At 65.1% G+C, this 21,181-nt stretch carries 19 protein-coding genes; 11 read left to right on the forward strand and 8 right to left on the reverse strand.

Features of this window, described 5'->3' with window-relative positions; genetic code table 11:
- Positions 1-13 precede the first annotated feature (13 nt).
- Positions 14-1,477: a catalase gene (locus tag QO014_RS20870; protein WP_266350686.1), complete on the reverse strand. Its 1,464-nt coding sequence runs from the start codon at positions 1,475-1,477 to the stop codon at positions 14-16.
- A 151-nt stretch (positions 1,478-1,628) separates the two neighbouring features.
- Here QO014_RS20870 and QO014_RS20875 point away from each other — a divergent pair, with 151 nt between their 5' ends.
- The 5 genes from QO014_RS20875 to QO014_RS20895 all read left to right on the forward strand — a co-directional run bounded on the left by QO014_RS20875 (position 1,629) and on the right by QO014_RS20895 (position 7,225).
- Positions 1,629-2,561, forward strand: a complete 933-nt coding sequence (locus tag QO014_RS20875) for a hydrogen peroxide-inducible genes activator (RefSeq protein WP_266350687.1) — start codon at positions 1,629-1,631, stop codon at positions 2,559-2,561.
- A gap of 142 nt (positions 2,562-2,703) precedes the next feature.
- The gene (locus QO014_RS20880) at positions 2,704-4,347 is read left to right on the forward strand and encodes a restriction endonuclease (RefSeq protein WP_266350688.1); all 1,644 of its coding nucleotides are present in this window, start codon (positions 2,704-2,706) and stop codon (positions 4,345-4,347) included.
- A 63-nt stretch (positions 4,348-4,410) separates the two neighbouring features.
- Positions 4,411-4,656 carry a hypothetical protein gene (locus QO014_RS20885; RefSeq protein WP_266350689.1) on the forward strand — a complete coding sequence of 82 codons (246 nt, stop codon included), beginning with the start codon at positions 4,411-4,413 and terminating at the stop codon, positions 4,654-4,656.
- Positions 4,657-4,701: 45 nt separating this feature from the next.
- The gene (locus QO014_RS20890) at positions 4,702-6,120 is read left to right on the forward strand and encodes an MBOAT family O-acyltransferase (protein WP_266350690.1); all 1,419 of its coding nucleotides are present in this window, start codon (positions 4,702-4,704) and stop codon (positions 6,118-6,120) included.
- 10 nt (positions 6,121-6,130) lie between these two features.
- Positions 6,131-7,225: an alginate O-acetyltransferase AlgX-related protein gene (locus QO014_RS20895; protein WP_266350691.1), complete on the forward strand. Its 1,095-nt coding sequence runs from the start codon at positions 6,131-6,133 to the stop codon at positions 7,223-7,225.
- 6 nt (positions 7,226-7,231) lie between these two features.
- On the opposite strand, the gene tam is transcribed toward QO014_RS20895, so the two are convergent.
- The gene (tam, locus tag QO014_RS20900; RefSeq protein WP_266350692.1) at positions 7,232-8,011 is read right to left on the reverse strand and encodes a trans-aconitate 2-methyltransferase; all 780 of its coding nucleotides are present in this window, start codon (positions 8,009-8,011) and stop codon (positions 7,232-7,234) included.
- Between the two features lie 93 nt (positions 8,012-8,104).
- Entirely contained in the window at positions 8,105-8,932 is an 828-nt protein-coding gene (locus tag QO014_RS20905) for a helix-turn-helix domain-containing protein (protein ID WP_266350693.1), read from the reverse strand.
- Between the two features lie 157 nt (positions 8,933-9,089).
- Here QO014_RS20905 and QO014_RS20910 point away from each other — a divergent pair, with 157 nt between their 5' ends.
- A complete protein-coding gene (locus QO014_RS20910) occupies positions 9,090-9,770 on the forward strand; it encodes a hemerythrin domain-containing protein (protein WP_266350694.1) in 681 nt (226 codons plus the stop codon).
- Here the strand turns inward: QO014_RS20910 and QO014_RS20915 are convergent, their stop codons facing one another.
- Positions 9,771-10,040, reverse strand: a complete 270-nt coding sequence (locus tag QO014_RS20915; protein ID WP_370877193.1) for an MOSC domain-containing protein — start codon at positions 10,038-10,040, stop codon at positions 9,771-9,773. It lies immediately after the preceding gene.
- Positions 10,041-10,631: 591 nt separating this feature from the next.
- Positions 10,632-12,284 (reverse strand): energy-dependent translational throttle protein EttA, encoded by a 1,653-nt coding sequence (gene ettA, locus QO014_RS20920; protein ID WP_266350696.1) that lies wholly within the window; start codon positions 12,282-12,284, stop codon positions 10,632-10,634.
- Between the two features lie 270 nt (positions 12,285-12,554).
- Here ettA and QO014_RS20925 point away from each other — a divergent pair, with 270 nt between their 5' ends.
- Complete coding sequence (locus QO014_RS20925; RefSeq protein WP_266350697.1) at positions 12,555-13,457, forward strand: DUF6502 family protein; 903 nt, start codon at positions 12,555-12,557, stop codon at positions 13,455-13,457.
- Positions 13,454-14,647 (forward strand): DUF5666 domain-containing protein, encoded by a 1,194-nt coding sequence (locus QO014_RS20930; RefSeq protein ID WP_266350698.1) that lies wholly within the window; start codon positions 13,454-13,456, stop codon positions 14,645-14,647. Before QO014_RS20925 ends, QO014_RS20930 begins: the two co-directional genes overlap by 4 nt.
- Before the next feature lie 66 nt (positions 14,648-14,713).
- Here QO014_RS20930 and QO014_RS20935 read toward each other — a convergent pair whose 3' ends face one another.
- From QO014_RS20935 to QO014_RS20945, 3 genes are all read right to left on the reverse strand, one after another.
- Positions 14,714-15,871, reverse strand: coding sequence for an MFS transporter (locus QO014_RS20935; RefSeq protein ID WP_266350699.1), 1,158 nt, complete (start codon positions 15,869-15,871; stop codon positions 14,714-14,716).
- Between the two features lie 89 nt (positions 15,872-15,960).
- Positions 15,961-17,178: an NAD(P)/FAD-dependent oxidoreductase gene (locus QO014_RS20940; RefSeq protein WP_266350700.1), complete on the reverse strand. Its 1,218-nt coding sequence runs from the start codon at positions 17,176-17,178 to the stop codon at positions 15,961-15,963.
- 83 nt (positions 17,179-17,261) lie between these two features.
- Positions 17,262-18,161 (reverse strand): N-acetylmuramic acid 6-phosphate etherase, encoded by a 900-nt coding sequence (locus QO014_RS20945; RefSeq protein ID WP_266350701.1) that lies wholly within the window; start codon positions 18,159-18,161, stop codon positions 17,262-17,264.
- A 301-nt stretch (positions 18,162-18,462) separates the two neighbouring features.
- Here QO014_RS20945 and QO014_RS20950 point away from each other — a divergent pair, with 301 nt between their 5' ends.
- The 3 genes from QO014_RS20950 to QO014_RS20960 are packed head-to-tail and all read left to right on the forward strand — an operon-like array spanning position 18,463 to position 21,162.
- Positions 18,463-19,350 carry a glucosamine kinase nucleotide-binding domain-containing protein gene (locus QO014_RS20950; protein ID WP_266350702.1) on the forward strand — a complete coding sequence of 296 codons (888 nt, stop codon included), beginning with the start codon at positions 18,463-18,465 and terminating at the stop codon, positions 19,348-19,350.
- Positions 19,347-20,096, forward strand: a complete 750-nt coding sequence (locus tag QO014_RS20955) for a GntR family transcriptional regulator (protein WP_266350703.1) — start codon at positions 19,347-19,349, stop codon at positions 20,094-20,096. Before QO014_RS20950 ends, QO014_RS20955 begins: the two co-directional genes overlap by 4 nt.
- A gap of 40 nt (positions 20,097-20,136) precedes the next feature.
- On the forward strand, positions 20,137-21,162 hold the full coding sequence (locus QO014_RS20960) for an SIS domain-containing protein (protein WP_266350704.1): 1,026 nt from the start codon (positions 20,137-20,139) through the stop codon (positions 21,160-21,162).
- Positions 21,163-21,181: the final 19 nt, after the last annotated feature.

Here is a 21,181-nt window from a genome sequence, read left to right on the forward strand (position 1 = left end):
GCGATCAACCCGCTTATTCGGCGGCCGTGGCGAGACCTTCGGTCGGCAGGCCCAGCTTCTTCGCGACACCGAGACCATATTCCGGATCGGCCCGGTAGAAATGCACCAGCTGCCGGTTGATGATCTCGACCGGAACGCCCTGCATCGCCGCTGCGAGGTTGCCGAACAGCCGGTCCTTCTCCTCGGGCTTGAACAGGCGGAACAGATTCCCCGCCTGCGTATAGTCGTCATTGCCGAGGCGATGATCATAGCGATCGGCATCGCCCTTGATCTTGAGCGGCGGCTCCTTGACGGCCGGGTCCTGCTGCGGGCCACCGAACGAATTCGGCTCGTAATAGGCGTCGTTCGGCGTCGTCGGCGGGAAGAACCGCATCGCGCCGTCCTTGTGATAATTGTGCACCGGCACCTTGGGCGCGTTCACCGGCAGCGCCTCATAATGCGTGCCGAGGCGGTAGCGATGCGCGTCGGCATAGGAGAAGATGCGCGCCTGCAGCATCTTGTCGGGCGAGAAGCCGATGCCGGGAATGATGTTCGACGGCGAGAACGCGACCTGCTCGATCTCGGCGAAATAATTCTCCGGGTTGCGGTTCAGCTCCAGAATGCCGACGTCGATCGGCGGATAATCCGCATGCGGCCAGACCTTGGTCAGATCGAAGGGATTGTAAGGCGTCTTGTCCGCATCGGTCTCGGGCATGACCTGGACCTGCATCTTCCAGCGCGGGAACTCACTCTTCTCGATCGCGCCGAAGAGGTCTTCCTGCGTGGATTCGCGGGTCTTGCCGACGACGGCCGCGGCCTCGTCATTGGTCCAGTGCTCGTGGCCCTGCAGCGTCTTGAAATGGAACTTGACCCAGAAGCGCTCGTTCGCCGCATTGATGAACGAATAGGTGTGCGACCCATAGCCATTCATCTTGCGCACCGAAGTCGGCAGGCCGCGATCCGAGAACAGGATCGTCACCTGATGCAGGCTCTCCGGCGAAAGCGACCAGAAATCCCACATCGCCGTCGGCGAGCGAAGGTTGGTCTTCGGGTGGCGCTTCTGCGTGTGGATGAAGTCGGGGAACTTCAGCGGATCGCGGACGAAGAAAACCGGCGTGTTGTTGCCGACGAGGTCCCAATTGCCCTCCTCGGTGTAGAACTTGAGCGCGAAGCCGCGCACGTCGCGCTCGGCATCGGCTGCGCCGAGCTCGCCCGCCACGGTCGAGAACCGGGCGATCATGTCGATCTTCTTGCCGATCTGCGAGAAGACCTTCGCCTTGGTATAGGCGGTGATGTCACCCGTGATGGTCAGCGTGCCATGGGCGCCCCAGCCCTTGGCGTGGACGACGCGCTCCGGAATGCGCTCGCGATTCTGATGCGCCAGCTTCTCGACGAGCTGCCAATCCTGCAGCAGGACCGGGCCGCGCTCGCCAGCGGAAAGCGAATTCTGATTGTCTGCGATCGGCGCGCCGGCCGTTGTGGTGAGTTTGTCCGTCATGACGGTCTCCCGATGCTGCGGCACTCGCGGCCGCTTCGAACCGCCGCCAGAATGCCACGCGTTTAGATCAGTTCCAATCATATTGAATGGTGATTGCGATAAGAATAGCTTATCGGCAACCATTCCAGATCCCGTTTGGACCCGCACGCGTTTGATCACACTCCGCCAGCTCCGCTATTTCGAGGCGGTCTCGCGCCATCTGCATTTCGGCCGCGCCGCTGAGGAATGCGCGGTGACACAGCCCGCGCTCTCGCAGCAGGTGCAGGAAATGGAGGCGATCCTCGGCGTTCCATTGCTGGAGCGTGGCCCGCGCCGGATCGCGCTGACGCCGAAGGGCGAGGCCGTCGCCCGCCGCGCGATCCGCATTCTCGGCGATGTCCGCGACCTGATGGATTACGCGCAGCACGGCGGCGCCCTTCTCGCCGGACCGCTGAAACTGGGCGTCATTCCCTCCATCGCGCCCTACCTGCTGCCGAAGGTCCTGCCTCTGGTCCAGGCGCGCTATCCGCAGCTCGAGCTGCATCTGCGCGAAACGCTGACGACCGCCCTCGTCGACGAATTGCTGCAGGGCAAGCTCGATGTCGTGCTGATGGCGCTGCCGGTCAGCGATACGAGCCTCGAAAGCGAAGCCCTGTTTGTCGATCGCTTCCTGCTTGCGAGCCAATCCGGACCGGCGCTTGATTCGGCTGCGGTGGCGAGCCCGGAGATGATCCCGCCCGACCGGCTGCTCCTGCTTGAAGAGGGCCATTGCCTGCGCGATCAAGCCCTCACCTATTGCCGCATTCCGCGTTCCGGCATGCTGAACGGCTTCGGCGCAGCCAGCCTCTCGACCATCATGCAGATGGTCGCGAACGGCTATGGCGTCACGCTGCTGCCGGAGATCTGCGTCGATATCGAGGCCCGCGACAAGCGCATCGCGCTGACCCGTTTCGCGTCGCCCGAGCCACAGCGCGAGATCGGCCTCGTCTGGCGCCGCTCATCGCCGCGTCGCGGCGACTTTGCGGCCCTGGGTGAACTGCTCGTCGAGGGAATGAGCCGGCCTGCCGATCTGCTCCACCCCGCGGCGAAGGCCGTGGCCGGATAGGAAAACGCGTCTGCGCAGCGGGTCTTGGCAGCAGGTCTTGTATGACGGGCCGTTAACCTTATTGGCTTTATGATCCGTGCCATGATTCATTTGCCATCGGGAGGGGCCGGTGGGGCGGCGAACGGCATTCGGCAGCATCGTCATGGCAACCGCACGCGCGAGCGTTCGGGCTGAGCGCATGGCACGGGCAGCGGCGATAAGAGCGGAAAAGGATGCAGCCTACGAGGCGCGCCTTGCCGAGCGCGCTGCTTTGCGTGCGCAGCAGCGGCCGGTCCTCGAAAGCGTGAGCGGTGGACGCGGCACCGTCTCCGCGCATGCGAGCGAGAAGGCGCGGCGCGAGGATTATATCCGCAACCGCAAGGCGGAAGCCTCCGACATCAACGAGACCTTGCGCGACTATCTCGCCAGCCTGCATGCGCTGCTCGAGAAGACGACGGGCTACGACCAGCCAATATCCTTCGCCGAACTGCGGATCACTGGCGAGCCGGAGCCATTCGAGCCCGTCGCCGCCGATCTGGCGCCGCTTCCCCGCCCCCGGCCGGAGAGCTTCATGGCCGAGGCGGCACCGCCCAAGGGCGTATCGGCCCTGTTGCCGGGCGCCAAGAAGCGCTGGCATGGCGAAGTGGAGCGGATGAGCGAGCAGGTCCAGGCAGAATATGATGCCGCCCTGACGCACTGGATGGAACTGGAGCGCGCCCGCCTTGAGCGGCTGACAGAGCAGGAACTCGACTATTCGATCCGCCGCGAGGGCTTCCTGCGCAAGCAGCGTCTGCGCGATCGCGCGGTCGCGGAATTCGAGGCAGATTACCGGACCGGCGATCGCGACGCCGTCGCGATCTATGTCGGCATGGTCCTGGAGCGTTCACTCTACCCCGATAATTTCCCGCACGATTTCTCGGTCAGCTTCGTCCCGACGGCCAATCTGGTGGTCGTCGACTACGAACTGCCGACCATCGAGGCGGTGCCGAAGACCTTCGAGGTCCAGTATATCCAGTCGAACGACCGGATCGTTTCGGTGCCGGTCCGCAAGCTCGACCGCACCGGGATCTATCAGGACCTCATCGCCGCCATCGCCATCCGGACGCTGCATGAAGTCTTCGCGACCGATCAGACCGGCCTTGTCTTCAATGTCTGCTTCAATGGCTATGTGCGGACGACGAACCCGGAGACCGGCGAGAAGGAGATGCCCTACCTGCTCTCCGTCAAGGTGACCAAGCCGGAATTCGAACGGATCGACCTGGCCCGGGCCGAGAAACGGACCTGCCTGCGCGGCTGGGGCGCCATCGTTTCGCGGCAGCCCGACGAACTCGTGCCGATACGCCCGATCGTCGATCTCGACATGGCCGACCGCCGGCTCGTCATCCAGACCGATGGCTCCACCCGCGCCGCCCAGCCCGTCGACGTGATGAGCGTTTCCGAGCCCGATTTCGAAGGTCTGTTTAGCAGGATCAGCGCGCGGCTCGGTTTCGATGGCGCAACGACAAGACGCCCCTCCGCGGACGCCGTCGAATGCGTCGCCTATGATTCGAGGCCCGAAATGGCCGGCGCCGTCATCGTCCGCGCGACGCGTCGTCGCGAGCCGGTCGACGGGACGGCGGTTGGCGGCTTCTTCGAGACCATGTTGAGCGAGCGCGAGAGCATCGGGCTCCACTTGACGACAAGCGCCTATACGCATGAGAGCTTTGCCTTCGCGCGTGAACGTCCGATCGAACTGATCGACGGCAAGGGCTTCCAGTTCCTCTTGCGTGAGGCCGGCATCGAGGCAAGGATCGGCACGGCCGACTAATGTCAGGTTCGCCGCCTCGCATCAGGAGCCGGCATCCTGCCGCGTCAGCTCCTGCGCTGACATATGGGCGCGATCGACGGATCGCGCTGTTTTGCCGGCTGGCAAAATCTGGACGGTTCAGCCATTGCAGCACCGCTGCGGCTCGCAATCGTTCTGCAAAACGGCAACACTTGTAACATTTTGAAACCGTTCCAGCCTCGAACTGCTGCCAAAGGGTCGACAGCCCCGCCTGATCTCAATACCAAGTTGCACGAGTGGTATTGGCGCTCGGGGTCGCCGCGCGGCGCCGATCTGACCGCAAAACAATGACCGGCCTGCGGAAAATAAAAGTAGCCGAAAGTGAAACATTAAGACATGGCCTTCTCTTCGGTTACATTTCTATTCTATTTTCTGCCGCTCTTTCTGATAATATACTTCATCACTCCGGGAATTCGGGCCAAGAATACGGTCCTCCTCATATTCTCGCTGGTGTTCTACGGATGGGGCGGGCTCTCCAATCTGATCGTGCTCGGCTGCTCGATCCTGGGTAATTTCCTGCTCGCCCTGTGGATCGACCGACGCGAACCACATGCGAAGTTCATCAGCCTCATCGTGGCGGTCTCGGCTAATCTCGCCGGGCTCATCGTCTTCAAATATATCGGGTTCTTCGCGCAGAACCTGAATGTCGTGCTGGCGCCACTGAACCTTGCCGTTCCTGTGCCACATCTCGAGCTGCCGCTCGGCATTTCATTTTTTACATTCCACGCCATTTCCTATCTGGTGGACATCTATCGCGGCAAGGCGCGGGCGAACCCCCGGCTTGAGGAAATCGCCGTCTACCTGACGATGTTTCCGCAGTTGGTCGCCGGCCCGATCGTCCGTTATTCGACGATCAACTCGCGCCTGCGCGAGCGCCGCACGACATTGGGGCGCGTCTCGGCGGGTCTGCGCATCTTCATCATCGGCCTGTCCTGGAAGGTGCTGATCGCCGATGCGGTGGCGCCGCTGGCCGAGCAGGTGTTCGACAAGATCAGCTCGCCCAATCTCGCCGAAGCCTGGATCGGCGTGCTGAGCTATACGCTGCAGATCTATTTCGATTTCGGCGGCTACACCAACATGGCGATCGGCCTTGCGCTCGCCATGGGGCTGAACTTCCCGCGCAATTTCCGGCTTCCCTACAGCGCCCGGTCGGTCGGCGATTTCTGGCGCCGCTGGCACATGAGCCTGTCGAGCTGGTTCCGCGACTATCTCTACATCCCGCTCGGCGGCAACCGCCGCGGCCACCTTCATACGGCGCTGAACCTGTGGACGGTGTTTCTGCTCTGCGGCCTCTGGCATGGCGCGAGCTGGAACTTCGTGATCTGGGGCATCCATCACGGCACATTCCTCGTGCTGGAGCGCACGCGCTTCGGCAAATGGCTGGCCGCCCTGCCGCGCCCGCTGCCCAATCTCTACACGCTGGCCGTCGTCATCACCGGTTGGGTCTGGTTTCGTGCCGACAGCCTCGAAGGCGCGGAGCAGATGTTCAGGGGCATGATCGGCCTCAATGGCGGCCTGGAACTCGGCACGGCGACGATCGCCGCGCTCCAGCCCGCCACAATCCTGGTCTTCATCATCGCCTGGCCGCTCGCGATCTGGGGCATTCCCAGCATCGGCAAGGGATGGCTCTCGGTCACCACGCGCCGCCGCATCTATGCCCCGCTCGATGCGCTCGGCGCGCTGTTCTTCTTCATCCTGAGCATCGTGACCGTCGCCGCCTCCGCCTACAGCCCCTTCCTCTATTTCCGGTTCTGAGGAGCAAGCGATGACACTTCTCCTTTCCTATCGGCGCTGGTGGGCAATCATATTCGTGGGGCTGCTGGTCCTGCCGTTCTTCGGCCATTTCATGGGCGACCTGCCGACGCCGGTGCGCACGCGGATCGCGCCCGAAGAGCAATGGTGGCGGAACGCGGCCGCGCGCCTCGACCCCTTCATCAATGAGACCTTCGGCTTTCGCGGCGTGATGCTCGCGGGCAACCGCGCCTATCTGCGCGTACTCAAATCATCGCGGTCGCGGCCGGTCATCATCGGCGCCGAAAAGCAGATGTTCTATACGGGCGACCAGAATCTCGAGAAGGCGCTCGGGACCGTCGTCGACAGCGAAGGCCTCGCACGGCTGTTCAGTGTCATCGATGATCTTAATGCACGGGCCAAGGCGGTCGGCGCCAAGCTGGTGGTCACCTCGCCGCCATCCGGCGAGACGGTCTATTTCGACCTGTTGCCGAGCTGGGCGCGAGCCCAGAAGGTCAAGCCGACGGAATACGACCTCCTCCAGAGCGCCATGGCCGAGCGGGGCGTAACCTTTGCCGACCTGCGGCCGGCCCTGATCGCCTCACGCGAGGGCGGCAGGCCGTATCGCCGCACCGACACGCACTGGAACTTCCGCGGCTCGCTGATCGGTCTGAACGAGGTGCTGAAGGCAGCCGGCCGACCGGATCTCGAAGTGTCGGAAGAGAAGATGCTCGGGCCGCTCGAACCGGAAATATCGGGCGATCTCGTCCGCCTCAACGGCGATCCGCCGAGCAAGGACGACGAGAACTATCGCGTCAACGATTGGAATGGCTGGCGGGAGCACATCACGCCGATCGACGGCATATTCGCGACGCCGGATGAGCATGAATTGTTCCCGCCCTACGCCTATGAGACGGGGCATCCCGGACCGCGCGTGTTGATCTATGGTGATTCCTTCACCCAGGGCTATTGGCCGCCCTTCCTGGTGGACCGCGTCAGCGCCCTCGCCTGGACCCACCACAAATATTGCGATGCCGACCTGAGCGCGGTCGAGCGCTTCAAGCCCGACATCATCATCTATGCGCCGACCCAGCGCAGCCTCGCCTGCAAGGCCGCGCCGGCGCCATAGTGCCGGTCACGCCCTGACGGCGAGCACGAAGATCCGGGGGAAGCGCAACAAGACGCGACCATCCGCCATTGGCGGATAGGTGGCCGCTATGCGCGCCGTATAGGCGGCCAGGAATTCTGCGCGAAGGTGCGTCGGCACGCGGTCGAGATAGGGTCGCAGGCCCGTCCCCTTGACCCATTCGACGATTGCGGCGGCGTCGGCGAGTGGGTGATTGTAGACCGTGTGCCAGACGTCGACACGGGCGGAGGCCGCGTGAAGCGCGTCGAAATAGGCTGAAGGCGCCGGCAAGGCCCGCCGCCGCAGGCTCTGTCCGGCAAAGGCTGATGCCCACGGCCCGGAATGGGCAACTTCCTCCATCAGCAGATGCGTCGGCTCGCCCAGATTGTCGGGCATCTGCACGGCGAGCGCACCGCCCGATGACAACGTGCCCAGCAGCCGAACCAGCACCTCCAGATGATTCGGGATCCACTGGAACACGGCATTGGCGAAAAGCACGTCGACCGGCGCCTCCGGCATCCAGTTCGCGAGATCGGCAGCGATGAAGCGATGATCCGGCAGGCGCTTGCGCGCCGTCTCCAGCATGTCCGGGTCGGAATCGAGGCCAGTCAACTCGGCCGCCGGCCAGCGCGCGGCGAGAAGCTCGGTGGAGTTCCCGGGCCCGCATCCAAGGTCGATGACCGTCTTCGGCGCGGTAAGCGGCACCTGCGCCAGCAGGTCGCGCGCAGGGCGCGTCCGTTCATCTTCGAATTTGAGATATTGGCTCGCCGACCATGCCGTTGCGTTCATGGGCTCTTCTCACTCCGCCGCTGATTTGGGCTGCAAGATAAGCCCGTTCCACCGATCGGCTACGCCCGTTCGGCAACATTTTCGTGAAGCCGCTCAGAGGTAATGCGCGACGGCGACACTGCTCGGCAGGCCCGAATCGAGAAATTGCGCACCGGCGGACGACACGCCGCGACGGCCGACCTCGCCCGGCGTCAGGCCGAGATAGCTGCGCCAGTTCCGGATCTGATGCGCCTGGTCGGCATAGCCGTCAATCGGATCGCCCTCGCCGCTCAACACGGCGTAGAGGCTGCGCTGCAGCCGGTGCACGCGCTGGAAGCGTTTGGGCGAAAGCCCGAGATGCTCGGCGAAGACGCGTTCCAGTTGGCGGACGGAGAGATCGACGCTGCGGGCCGCATCCGCGACGCTCGCGCCGTCCAACGTCAGACGTTCGGCTGCAAGCGCGAGACCATCGATCGCGCGCAGCGTGGGCATCCGCTCGAGCCGCCGGCGTAGCCAGGCGAAAACGGCCTCGCCCAGCGCGACCTCATCGGGCGCCGCGGCAGCATGACGGCGGAGCCGTTCTATCTCGCCATCGCCGAGCAGCCCGCCAAGGTCGATGCCGTTCCCGGCGATTTCCGTGCCGATTGACGGGAAGAGGCTGGCCGCTCCACGGGGGGTCAGCAAAATCAGGAGCGTGCGGGTCGCGCCGGCGGGCCGGAAGAGGCGGATGCGATCCTGAATGCCGTTGAGGCTCGCCAGCGGGCGCCGATCCTCGAATTCGGTCTCGACAGGTTCACCCAGATGAACGCAAAGGACCGTGCCCGTATGGGGCGTCACCCGGAGCGCCTCGCCGACCAGCGCCCCTGACAGGTCCACGCAATGCCAGACGGCGCTGACGAAAGGCGCGATATCGGCCCGGATCGGAAGAGTGGAAAACTGCATTGTCGGCCGCATCGATCGATCGGTTGAGACCCGCCATCATAGCGCAAGAGACGGCGGGCCGCTGTCGCATTTGTTCAATATTGCGGTCCGGTCGGCCGCTAGACCTCGTCACACCGGCGGCAATGCACCGCTGTTCCCGAACTTGAAGGAGACGATTATGAGCCCACCCATCCCCGATTTCTATGGTCCGATCCATAAGGCGATCCGGCTTGCCCTCGGCGACTTTCTCATCCTTCTGGGCTCTTCGGATGCGGCCGACCGCGCTCACTGGACCCGCGTCGAGGTCGAATGGAGCCGCATCGAAGCCCTGCTCGAAGCGCATAGCCATCACGAGGACGTGCATGTTCATCCGATGATCCATGTCGCGGCGCCGGAGGTCGCGCACACGCTCGATGCCCAGCACGAAACGCTCGACAGCAGCATACACGCGCTTGCCGAGACCGTGAGCGAGCTGAAGGCCCTCGATGGCGCGGATGATCGGCGACGGGCCGCGCGGTCGCTCTATCTGCGCTATTCGACCTTCATGGCCGCCTATTTCCATCACCTGATCGAGGAAGAGATGCGCGCCATGCCGGCCCTGGTCGAGCATTTCCCACCGTCGGCCCTGCTCGACGCGCACCGCGCGCTCGTGGGCAGCATCTCGCCCGAGGACAAGCTGGCCGACCTGCCGATCATCGCACGCGCGCTCGCGCCGCATGAACGGATCGGGCTTATGCTCGCGACGCGGGACAACGCACCGCCAGCGTTCTTCGCCGATGCTTGCCGGATCATGCAGCAGGCGATCGGGCGCGACGCCTTCGAGCCAGTAGCCGCCGCGCTCAAGAGACAGGCTGCCTGATCAGAGATGGAGGCGCTGCTCGGGCAATTTGACCGTGGCGATATCGCCGGCCCGCACGGTGCCCGGCTTCTCCACCCAGGCGACCACACCGCGTTGGCGCTTGGCCTTTTGCGGAAACAGAAGGTCGAGCCCGGCGCGATCGGGAAAGTGCCGGGCGGTCGAACGTCCGGCCGAGCGGCACGGCGCGTTCTGTCCCTCGATCACGATCGTCGCGCCATCGGCGATGAAGACCGCATCAACCTTGGCCTCGAAGCGTCGCCCGGCCGTGATTCGCGTTTCCAACCCGCATTCTCCCGCGATCATCGCATGCTGTGACCCGCGTCACAGACAAGGCCCGCTCGATAAGGCAAGTTCAACTCAAGTCAGCGCGACGGACACCCCACCGAAGCGCTGGCGGAACGAAGGCCCGGGCAGTTGAATGGACCTCCAAGCCACCAAGCCCGGCCGACATTCCGCCACGAAACGAGCCGCACCGACGCCCTGCTGCATGGCGCGAAGGATGCGGACCACGAGACCCTCGACCGCTTGCGGTCGGGGAAGAGCGGACGGCCTTGCCCCTGCCCCCCTAGACCCAGGTGAGGTCGTCCGCTGGCATATTCAGATGGTCGTCGCAAGACGGCTCCGCCTAAACCGGCCAGGCCGGTGGGGCGACGGACGGTCCCTCGGCCCCACGCTGGGCTGGGGGACCGTTCGTACGATTCTGGCTGGTCGATTGCCCGACTGATCGCCGTCGGACTGGCGGGCGCTCAAATCCCGATAGGATTCGCGCAATAGCCTGCAGCGCCAATGATGGCGCGGCGTTGCCGGGCAGATCTGCGTCAAGCGACGACAGAAATGCCCGACAGGATCGCGGCTGGCTGATCAGCGCGTCAGGCGCTTGTACTTGATGCGCTTCGGCATGACCGAATCGGGACCGAGGCGACGCTTCTTGTCCTCCTCGTAATCCGCGAAATTGCCCTCGAACCACTCGACATGGCTGTCGCCCTCAAAGGCGAGGATGTGCGTCGCGAGGCGGTCGAGGAACATGCGATCATGGCTGATGATCACGGCGCAACCGGCGAAATCCTCCAGCGCCTCCTCAAGCGCCGCCAGCGTCTCGGTATCGAGATCGTTGGTCGGCTCGTCGAGCAGGATGACGTTGTTGGCATCCTTCAGGAGCTTGGCGAGGTGGACGCGGTTACGCTGGCCGCCGGAGAGCGAGCCGACCTTCTGCTGCTGGTCGCCGCCCTTGAAGTTGAACGAGCCGACATAGGCGCGCGTGTTCACTTCCTTCTTGCCGAGATAGAACACTTCGGCGCCGCCGGTGATCTCTTCCCAGACCGTCTTGTTCGAGCCGAGATCATCGCGGCCCTGATTGACGTAGCCGAGATGCACGGTGTCGCCGAGCGAGATCGAGCCTGAATCCGGCTTCTCCTCGCCGGTGATCATCTTGAACAGTGTCGACTTGCCGGCGCCGTTCGGCCCGATGACGCCGACGATGCCGCCCGGCGGGAGCTTGAACGACAGATTGTCGATCAGCAGGCGATCGCCATAGGACTTCGACAGGTTCTCGACCTCGATGACCTTGTCGCCGAGACGCTCGCCGACCGGGATGACGATCTGCGCCGTCTGTAGCGTCTTGCCCTCTGCGCGCTCGACCAACTCGTCATAGGCCTTGATACGGGCCTTCGACTTGGACTGACGCGCCTTCGGCGATTGCTGGATCCACTGGCGTTCGCGCTCGATCGCCTTCATGTGGGTCATGTCCTCGCGGCCTTCCTGCTCCATGCGCTTGGCCTTCTTCTCCAGATAGACGGAGTAGTTGCCTTCGTACGGAATGGAACGGCCGCGATCGAGTTCGAGGATCCAGCCGGTGACGTTGTCGAGGAAGTAGCGGTCATGGGTGACGATCAGGATCGCGCCCGGATAGTCGCGCAGATGCCCTTCGAGCCAATTGATCGATTCGGCATCGAGATGGTTCGTCGGTTCGTCGAGGAGCAGCAGATCGGGCTGTTCCAGCAGCAGGCGGCAGAGTGCGATGCGGCGCTTCTCACCGCCCGAGAGATTTGCGACGGATGCCTCGCTCGGCGGGCAGCGCAGCGCGTCCATCGCCATCTCGACCTGGCTTTCCAGATCCCAGAGATTTTGCGCGTCAATGATGTCCTGGAGCTTGGCGCCCTCCTCCGCGGTCTCGTCGGAGTAGTTCATCATCAGCTCGTTGTAGCGGTCGACGATCGCCTTCTTCTTGGCGACGCCTTCCATCACGTTCTCGAACACGTTCTTCGACGGATCGAGCTGCGGCTCCTGTGCGAGATAGCCGACCGTGGCGCCCTGTGCCACCCAGGCCTCGCCCGTATAGTCCTTGTCGAGCCCGGCCATGATCTTGAGCAGCGTCGACTTGCCCGAACCGTTCGGGCCGAGCACGCCGATCTTGGCGTCGGGATAGAAGGAGAGATGCACGTTCTCCAGGACCTTCTTCCCGCCCATATAGGACTTGGTCAGACCCTGCATGAAATAGATGAACTGCCGCGCCATAAACTGCTCCGAACGCCCCGCTGTCGTGAAGGGCCAGATATAGGAATTGGATTGGCGCTCTTCTAGTCGATGCGACGCAACGGGGCAACGCGGCCCTTGACCGCGCTGCAAGATGATCGGAGCCGGACGAGAGAGTTCATCACCCCGCCAGCACAGTTCGGCTTCTGCGAGAGGCTAAAGCTATGTGGGACAATTTCACACGCCAATCAAACGAGATTCCGCAAACGTGAAAAAATGGGATAATGTCCCACGGAATTTGTGGGGAGAGAGATGCCCGGATCGAAGGGACCAACGCTCAACGGATCGCAGATGCATGCGCCGCTCGCATGGCTGCTGCGCCCGCTGGTCCGACTCCTGATCCGTAGCGGCATCACCTTTCCCGCGCTGGCGGACATTCTCCGCGAACTCTATGTGAACGTGGCGGAACACGATTTCGTATTGCCCGACAAGGCGCAGACCGACAGCCGGGTCAGCCTGCTCACCGGGATCCATCGCAAGGAAGTGAGCCGTCTGCGCGGTGCCGGTGCGCCGGTCAATGCGGTGCCGGCCACCGTCTCGCGGACCAGCCTGATCCTCGCCCATTGGTTGGCCTCGAAGGACTTCACCGGCCCGGACGGCCACCCGCTGCCGCTGCCACGCACGGCCGAGGAACCCGCTCCGTCCTTCGAGAAACTGGTCGAGGCCGTCACGCGCGATGTTAGGCCACGCGCCATTCTCGACGAATGGCTCGATCGCGGTCTGGTCGTCCACGATGCCGAAGACAGGCTCGTCATCGCCGAAACGGCCTTCACCCCGCAACCCGGCAGCGAGCGACAGCTCTATTATCTCGGACGAAACCTGCACGACCACATTGCGGCGGCGGTCGCCAATGTCGAGGGAAACAGCCCTCGTTTTCTGGAGCGGGCCATGCACTATGACGGCTTGTCGCAAGTCCTGGCCGAACAATTGGAAGAGCGTTCAAGAGGTTTGGCCATGGAGGCCTTGCTGACGGCCAATCGTGAGGCGCACGAAGCCTGCCAGACCGACGAGCCGGGAGACTGGCGCATCAATTTCGGCATTTACGTCTACGCCGAGCAGGTGACGGATCGCAGGTCGTCCGAGCCAGGCGCCAGGGCGGCCGACGGCGAGGCCGGACCGCCGGAAGGCCGCGACGACGGAGGCGCAAGCTCATGAGCGTCAAGCTCTCCCTCTCCCGTCGCCATCTCCTCCGTGCGCTCGGCAGCGTGTTCCTGTTTCCGACGCCGGGTGCTCGCGCGCAGGACGACAAGCCGGCCGACCGCGGCATTGGCGGCACGGGCATCTCGCGTTCCGGCGTCGACAATGTCTACGGCTTCGTCGGCACGATCGAGCGCTTCGGCAGCATCTTCGTGAATGGCGTGCGGATCCAGTATGGCCGCAACGTGCGTGTCCGCATCGACGGAGCACCGGCATCCGTCCGCGACCTTCGCATCGGCCAGGTCGTCCGGGTGACCGCGACGGCGCGGGGCGACACCTATTCAACGACGGCGATCGACGTCACGAGTATCGTCGTGGGACGGATCGAGAAGGTCGAGGGCTCCCGGCTGACAGTTCTCGGACAGACCGTCATCGCAGATCGGCTGCCTGCCGCCAAATGGTGGAAAGCTGGCGCCCGCGTCGCGATCGGAGGTCTGCGTCGCCCCGATGGCGCCATCGTTGCGAGCCTGATCCAGAGGCGACGCTCGGGCCCCGATCGGATCACGGGCACGCCGCTGCTCTCGAACGATCAGGTCCGGATCGGCACCCTCGCGCTGTATGGGCTCGACCGCAAACTCATCGGACGGCCCCTCGCGATTGCCGGTCGCCCCGCCGATGGCGGACTGGTCGTGGCCGACGCCACGCTGGACGGATTGCCACGCGGCAACAATCTCACCAGGCTCTCGATCGAGGCCTATGTCACCCGTGACGGGCAGGACATCCGGGTCGGCTCGGACCTCTTGATCCGCGATGTGGGTCAGGCAACCTTCAATGCCCATGGCCGGACCGTCGTGACGGCGACGATCGACCGCTCAGGAGCGGCCCGGCTCGACTCAATCCGGAGCGAAGGCAAGGGCCAGCGCTGGGGCAACGGCAACGCGCCCCCCGGCATTATCCGCGATCGCTTCGATAATGGACCGGGAGACGGGCCGAATGGGTTCAACCCGTTTGGCGGCCAGCCACCATCGGGCCCGGGTCACGATCGTTCCGGCATGGGCGGCCCACTGGGCAACGCGCCGGGGCCGGGTGGCGGCACGACTGGCATGACCGGTGGTATGAACCGCGACGGCCCACCCCCTTCGGGCGGCTTCAACGGCGGAGGGTTCGGCGACGGCAATGGCCCGGGCCCGGGCGGAATGGGACGCTGACCGGATTGCCGGACAGGAACGACCCATCCGACGGCGACATCGGCGAAATAGCGGTAGCGGGCGGCTTCAACCGCCGGTCTTGAGCAGACGCCCGCTGAGTGCGACGCCAACGAGCGCGATCGCGACCAGCACGAAGGCTGTCGGCAGGCTGGTCAGATGGGCGACGAACCCGATGGCCGCCGGTCCCGCAAGAATGCCGGAATAGCCGAGCGTCGTGATCGCCGGCACGGCGATGTGCTCCGGCATGGTCTTCTGCTGCCCGACGGCCGAGTAGAGCACCGGCACGATGTTGGAACAGCCGGCGCCGACGAGCGCATAGCCCATGAGACCGGCGAACCAGAGCTGGACCGTGGTCGCGAGCAGCAGCCCGGCTGCGGCGCAGAGGCCACCAAACAGGATGATATTCGTCCGCCCGACGCGGCGCACGATGGCGTCGCCCGTCAATCGACCGATCGTCATCGTCGTGGCGAAAGCAGTGTAGCCGAGCCCCGCATAGGCCGGATCGAGCCCGCTCACCGTGCTCAGGAAGACGGCGCTCCAGTCGAGGACCGCGCCCTCGGTCAGGAAGACGATGAAGCAGAGAATACCGATGAAGAGCACCACGCCGCGCGGAATGGCGAAGGCCGGTCCGTTGCTCTCGCTGCCATAGGGCAGAAGATTCGGCGCCGCATAGGCGAGCGCCAGGGCAACGATCGCGGCGACGCAGAGCGTGGCGACCAAGGGCGAGGCGCCAAAGCCGAGCAAGGCACTGACCCCGCCGGCGCCGACGATGCCGCCCACGCTGAAGAGGCCGTGAAACCCGGACATCATGGTGCGGCCACTGGCGCGCTCCACGATCACGGCCTGGATGTTCATGACGCAATCGATGGAGCCGACGCCTGCGCCGAAAATCAGCAAAGTGGGGATCAGGAGCGCGAAACTGGAGAGCGTCGCGAGAAGCGGCAGCGGCAGCACGAGCAGCAGCGCCGAGACGATGATGACCGCCCGGCAGCCGAAGCGCGATGCCAGCGCCCCGGCGATCGGCATGGCAACGATCGAGCCGAGCCCGAGGCATAGCAGCAGGAGCCCGAGCGAGCCATCATCGAGGCCGGCGCGGGCCTTGGCGAACGGCACGAGCGGCGCCCATGACGCTGTACCGAAGCCGGAGATGAAGAAGGCGACCCGGGTCGACAGCTGTTCCGGAGCGCCGGGAAGCTGTCTCATCGCGATGGCTGAAGCGGTCATGGCCGATAGGCTCCCTGCTGCGTGGGACAGGCAGGAGAGCCGTGGCGAGCCGGGCTGTCAATCACCCGGCCAGCGCGTATGCCGGCAGATCAGGCGACGACGAGCTTCTTCAGATCGACGCTCTCATCCGCCACGCTTTCCGGGGCGGGAGATGCGCCGGCGCCGATCCAGCGCCGCCCGAGCATGTGATCGGTGGCACGATTGACCGAGTCGATCGCGACCAGTTTGTCGCCCTTGTAGTGAAAGACCGAGAAGCTGCCATCTTCAGGCTTGCCGCGCAGCACGCTGCGATCGGCATCGTTCAGGAGGCCGACCATCTGCAGCTTGGCATCACCCTGATCCGACCAGAACCACGGCACCGCCTTGTAAGGCTCAGGCTTGCCGAGCAGGGTGGCGGCGGCGGTCTTCGCCTGGTCCACCGCGTTCTGCACGCTTTCGAGCCGAACCGGCCGGCCGAGCGCCCAATGATGGAACGACACGGCATCACCCGCCGCGACGATGCGCGGATCGGCGGTCGCCATCGTCGCGTCGACCACGATGCCATTGGCGACTTCCAACTCCGCCGCCTCGGCGAGTTCGATGTTCGGCACCACGCCGACACCGACGATCACCGTATCGGCGGGAATGCGCTCGCCCGACAATGTCTCGACCGCAACGACCGCGCCATTCTCACCGACGAGCCCAGCGACCGGGGTTTCGAGCCGGATCGTCGAACCCCAACCTCGGTGGAGCTCGAGAAAATGCGCCGAGATCGCGGGCGCAACGGCACGGCCCATCAGCCGCGGTGCCGCCTCGAGGACGGTGACGGTCTTGCCGAGGAGCCGGGCCGTCGAGGCGAGCTCAAGGCCGATGAAACCGCCGCCCACGACCACGACATCCTGCGCCTCGTGGAAGCGTGCTTTCAGCCGGCGCGCGTCATCGGCCGTGCGCAGCATGAAGACATTGTCGAGATCGATGCCATGAACGGGCGGCACGCGGACGCGCGCACCCGTGGCGAGCACGAGACCATCGAATGGCAGATCGCCATCATCGAGCCGGACCAGCCCGGCGACGCGATCGATTGCCGTCACGGTTCGGCCGAGCAGCAGCTCGATGGCGTTCTTCTCGTAGAAAGCGGCCGGGCGCAGCTCCTGCAATTCACCCTCATCCGCCTTGATGAACGCCTTGGAAAGGGGCGGGCGATGATAGGGCAGCTCGCGTTCCGACGAGATCAGGGTGATCTTGCCGTCGAAGCCATCGGTCCGAAGGCTGGCCGCAGCCTGCGATCCCGCATGGCTGCCACCGATGATCACGATATTCTTGGTCATGTCGTCCGCCTGTCAAAATGCGGCCGCGACAGTCGCATCGAGACGGCGCGCCGCGCAAGGGGGACATGAGCCGTGATCGCGGCTCAGGTCGGGCGCAGGCCCTCGAGCGCGAGGCGAATATCGCCGCCGGTTCGTTCGAGCAGTGCCTCTGCGGTCGCACTATCGGGCGCGCCGGCGGCAAGCAGGATCGCGGCCTTCACCGCGCCATGGGCCATCTCCAGCGCCTGATATGCCGTAGCCTCGTCGACCGATGCGATCCGGGCCACGATCCCCGTCGCGCGGCCGACGAGCTTGCGATTATCCGCCCGCACATTGACCATCATGCCGTCGACGACATGGCCGAGGCTGATCGCGATCATCGTCGAGAGCATGTTGAACGCGGCCTTCTGCGCCGTCCCGGCGCCCATGCGGGTGGAGCCGGCCAGCACTTCCGGGCCCGAATCGAGCACGATCGCGATGTCGGCCTCGGCGTGAAGCGGCGTCGACGAATTGCAGGCGATCGCCGCCGTCCCCGCTCCGGCGGCTCGCGCCAGCCTCAGGGCCGTGACGGTATAGGGCGTGGAGCCACTCGCCGAGACACCAACGACAAAATCGCCGGGCGTCACGGCGGCGCGCGCAATATCCTCGGCGGCGAGAACCGGATCGTCCTCGGGCCCACCGGTCAACGTCGTGGTCATCGCCGCGCCGCCGGCCAGCAGCACGATGATCTGCTCCTGCGGGATGCCGAAAGTCTGCGGCAGTTCGAGCGCATCGATCAGCGCGATCAGGCCGGACGAGCCCGCACCGACATAGACCAGCCGTCCACCGGCGCGAATCGCCTCCGCAGCCTGCCCCGCCGCCAGTGCCAGCGCCGGGATTGCATCCCGGACGGCCGACGCACCGCGCACCTGACCATCGGCGAGCGCCGCCAGAATGTCGGCCGCAGGCCAGAGATCGATGCCCTTGTAACGATCCTCGACCGTTTCCGTGCGCGGCGATGCCATGAACCGAGAGGCTCCATTTTCAATCAGGAACTGATACCAACGCAATACCATTGCGTCCAGAGGCTCGTACCGAATTGCGCATCTGCCATCGCGATCGCTCACAGTCAAAGCGATAAATTGTGTTAAATCTGATAGTTGCCGCCAACGCCGGCTCACATTGGGTCCAACCTCACTCGAGAACGGCTTTGATTGGTCTTTCCGCTTGGCAATTGGATTTATTTTGGTATCTTCGTGCGCATAGGATCGGCGGGTGCGCATTCCATGCGCCGCATGGCCGGATAGAACCTTTGGGGCTGCGCACGTGACGGAACCGGTCATTCTCGTTGGCGTCGATGGCGGCGGCACACGTTGCCGCGCGCGGGCACGGCAGCTTGATGGCACGCTGATCGGCGAATGCGTGACGGGCACGGCCAACCTGCTGGCCGGGGTCGAAACGGCGCTCAGCAATATCGTGGCGGCGGTGACCGGCGCGCTGGAGGCAGGCGGCCTCGGCGCGGCGGATCTCAATCGGTGTCTGGTCGGGATGGGCCTTGCCGGCGCCAATATTCCCGAGCTCGCCGATCGCTTCCTCGCCTCATCCCTGCCCTTCCGCCGCACGGCGCTCGAAATGGACGGCTGGATCGCCTGTCGCGGCGCCCATCCGGGCGGCAATGGTGCGATCGCCATCCTCGGAACCGGCACGGCCTATGTTGCGAATATCGGCGGGCGCTTCATCACCATCGGCGGCTGGGGCTTTCATGTCGGCGACCAGGCGAGCGGCGCCTGGCTCGGTCATCAGGCGTTGCGGCAGAGCCTGCTCGCCTTTGACGGGATCATCGCGGCAACGCCGCTCTCCGATGCGATCCTGGCCCATTTCGACAACAAGCCCGATGCCATGGTGGCGTTCGGCAAGACAGCCCTCCCCCGTGACTATGGCGAATTCGCCCCGCTGGTCCTCGACCGTGCCGATGCCGGCGACCCGATCGCGACCGCCATCGTCGACGAGGCGGTCGGCGATATCGAGGCGTCGCTGAGGAGGCTCGCCAGCCTCGGCGCCGATCGGATCAGCCTCTTTGGCGGGCTCGCGCCGCGCTATGCACCGCGACTTTCGCCGGCGATCTCCGCCATGATCGTGCCGCCGGCATCCGACGCGCTCGAAGGCGCGCTGCAGCTGGCCGCGACGCTCCTGCCGAAGGAGGCCTTCGCATGAACGAACTCGTGCTGGCGCCGGAACGCCTCGCAGGCGAAGAAGGCGGCCCGCTCTATATGCGTCTCCAGACCATGATCCGTGGCGCCATCATGGAAGGCCGGCTGGTTCCGAATGATGCGCTGCCGGCCGAGCGCGAAATGGCGGCGTCGCTGCATGTCTCGCGCGTCACGGTCCGCAAGGCGATCCAGGGCCTGGTCGCCGAAGGTGTCCTCAGGCAGCGCCACGGCTCGGGCACCTTCGTTTCCAGCGGCGTCGGCCGGGTCGAGCAGCCGCTCTCGCGCCTGACTTCCTTCACCGAGGATATGAGAAGCCGCGGCCTGATCCCGACGGCGAGCTGGCTCGAGCGCTCGATCGGCATGCCGACCTCGGCGGAGGCCATGATCCTCGGCCTGTCGCCGGCGGAGCGCGTCGCGCGCTTCAACCGCCTCCGCCTCGCCGACAACGAACCAATGGCCATCGAGCGGGCCGTGGTGCCGGCGCGCATCCTGCCGGATCCGCTCGTCGTCGAGAATTCGCTCTATGACGCGCTCGCCGCCGTCGGCATGCGCCCCGTGCGCGCCGTGCAGCGCCTCAACGCCGAAAATGTCGGCGGTGCCGATGCGGCCATGCTCGGTTTGGCGCCCGGTTCGGCCGCGCTCTCGATCGAGCGCATCTCCTACCTGCCCGATGGCCGCGTGGTGGAGTTCACCCGCTCGCATTATCGCGGCGATGCCTATGATTTCGTTGCTGAACTGAACCTGAGCTGAGACCTGCCCGGCCGATGGTCGGAGAATGAAGGAAATGGATATGACGACGACCCTGATGCGCGCCGAGATCGACGAGGCACCGGCCGCCGTGCGCCGGCTGCTCGACCAGTCGGGCGACGCGATCGCCGAGGCCGGCGCGCGCCTGCGGGCGCTCGATCCCAAGGTCTTCGTCACCGTTGCGCGCGGCTCGTCCGACCACGCAGCGACCTTCTTCAAATATGCCTGCGAGATCGTGGCCGGCGTGCCAGTCGCCTCGCTCGGCCCGTCGATCGCCTCGATCTACCATGCCCCGCTCCGGCTTCAGGGCGCGGCCGCCCTCGCCATCTCGCAATCCGGCAAGAGCCCGGACATCCTGGCGCTGATGGAGGCGGTCAAGGCCGCGGGCGCCACCAGCTTCTCGCTCGTCAATGTCGAGGACGCGCCGCTGGCGGGCCTCGCCGATAGCTTCATCCCGCTGCGCGCCGGCCCCGAGCGCAGCGTCGCCGCCACCAAGTCCTATATTGCCGGTGTCGTCGCCTCGATCGCCATTCTCGCGGCCTGGCGCGAGGACAAGGCGCTGCAGGCGGCGATTGCCGCCCTTCCCGACCGGCTCGAGGAAGCGCTCGCCTGCGACTGGAGCCCCGCGCTCGAGGCCTTCGTCAAGGCAACGTCGCTCTACACGATCGGCCGTGGCCCCGGCTTCGCCATCGCGCTCGAAGCGGCGCTCAAGTTCAAGGAGACAGCGATCCTGCACGCCGAGGCCTATTCGGGCGCGGAACTGCAGCATGGCCCCGTCTCGCTCGTGGACGAATTCTTCCCGCTGCTCGCCTTCATCCCGAATGATGCGGCGGCGCCGAGCCTGATCGCCATGGTATCGGCGCTCCATGCCCGGGGCGCGCAGGTCTTCACCGCCACCGCCGCCGATGTTCCCGGTGTCAAGCTGCCGATCGCGCCGACCGGCCATGCGATCACCGACCCCATCTCGATCGGCCTCTCCTTCTACCGCTTCGTCGAGCAGGTTTCGGTCGCGCGCGGCTACAACCCCGACCAGCCTCGCCACCTGAAGAAAGTGACGGAGACGGTCTGACCGATCCGTATTCATTCAA

This window comes from Kaistia dalseonensis, assembly GCF_030814715.1.
Lineage (GTDB): Bacteria > Pseudomonadota > Alphaproteobacteria > Rhizobiales > Kaistiaceae > Kaistia > Kaistia dalseonensis.

Coding starts and splice junctions, on each gene's coding strand:
- QO014_RS20870 (WP_266350686.1), bottom strand. CDS start 1,477: ATGACGGACAAACTCACCACAACGGCCGGCGCGCCGATCGCAGACAAT.
- QO014_RS20880 (WP_266350688.1), top strand. CDS start 2,704: ATGGCAACCGCACGCGCGAGCGTTCGGGCTGAGCGCATGGCACGGGCA.
- QO014_RS20885 (WP_266350689.1), top strand. CDS start 4,411: ATGGGCGCGATCGACGGATCGCGCTGTTTTGCCGGCTGGCAAAATCTG.
- QO014_RS20890 (WP_266350690.1), top strand. CDS start 4,702: ATGGCCTTCTCTTCGGTTACATTTCTATTCTATTTTCTGCCGCTCTTT.
- QO014_RS20895 (WP_266350691.1), top strand. CDS start 6,131: ATGACACTTCTCCTTTCCTATCGGCGCTGGTGGGCAATCATATTCGTG.
- tam (WP_266350692.1), bottom strand. CDS start 8,011: ATGAACGCAACGGCATGGTCGGCGAGCCAATATCTCAAATTCGAAGAT.
- QO014_RS20905 (WP_266350693.1), bottom strand. CDS start 8,932: ATGCAGTTTTCCACTCTTCCGATCCGGGCCGATATCGCGCCTTTCGTC.
- QO014_RS20910 (WP_266350694.1), top strand. CDS start 9,090: ATGAGCCCACCCATCCCCGATTTCTATGGTCCGATCCATAAGGCGATC.
- ettA (WP_266350696.1), bottom strand. CDS start 12,284: ATGGCGCGGCAGTTCATCTATTTCATGCAGGGTCTGACCAAGTCCTAT.
- QO014_RS20925 (WP_266350697.1), top strand. CDS start 12,555: ATGCCCGGATCGAAGGGACCAACGCTCAACGGATCGCAGATGCATGCG.
- QO014_RS20930 (WP_266350698.1), top strand. CDS start 13,454: ATGAGCGTCAAGCTCTCCCTCTCCCGTCGCCATCTCCTCCGTGCGCTC.
- QO014_RS20935 (WP_266350699.1), bottom strand. CDS start 15,871: ATGACCGCTTCAGCCATCGCGATGAGACAGCTTCCCGGCGCTCCGGAA.
- QO014_RS20940 (WP_266350700.1), bottom strand. CDS start 17,178: ATGACCAAGAATATCGTGATCATCGGTGGCAGCCATGCGGGATCGCAG.
- QO014_RS20945 (WP_266350701.1), bottom strand. CDS start 18,161: ATGGCATCGCCGCGCACGGAAACGGTCGAGGATCGTTACAAGGGCATC.
- QO014_RS20955 (WP_266350703.1), top strand. CDS start 19,347: ATGAACGAACTCGTGCTGGCGCCGGAACGCCTCGCAGGCGAAGAAGGC.
- QO014_RS20960 (WP_266350704.1), top strand. CDS start 20,137: ATGACGACGACCCTGATGCGCGCCGAGATCGACGAGGCACCGGCCGCC.